General features: G+C 67.0%; 1 pseudogene. It reads right to left on the bottom strand.

The window, feature by feature from the left end:
- A pseudogene (locus tag ACTFO6_RS18870) lies at nucleotides 1-267 on the bottom strand (MFS transporter); the annotation flags it as partial.

The following is a 267-nucleotide window of genomic DNA, read 5'->3' as shown; positions in this document are numbered from 1 at the left end:
GAGCAGCAGCGCCCGGCTGGCTTCCAGCGTGTCCTCCGTCCGCATGAAATCGTTCACGCGAGCGACGCTCAGGCCGTATACGGTGAAGGCGAGTCCCCCGTAGAGAAAAGCGCAGGCGATCAGCGCGGCGGGGGATAGGTAGGCGAGGGTGAAGACGGCTAACGCCAGAACGGCGCCGAGGACGCTCACCACGGGAAGCACTGCCCGCCGGTCGTGCTTGTCGGAGAAGCGCCCGATGGGAAACTGCAGGAGCGCGCCGCCTAGCAC

The organism is Pelomicrobium sp. G1 (genome assembly GCF_051905455.1).
GTDB lineage: Bacteria > Pseudomonadota > Gammaproteobacteria > Burkholderiales > UBA6910 > Pelomicrobium.
The sequence above is the reverse complement of the archived record's forward strand: the minus strand, read 5'-3'. Positions and strand labels throughout refer to the sequence as shown.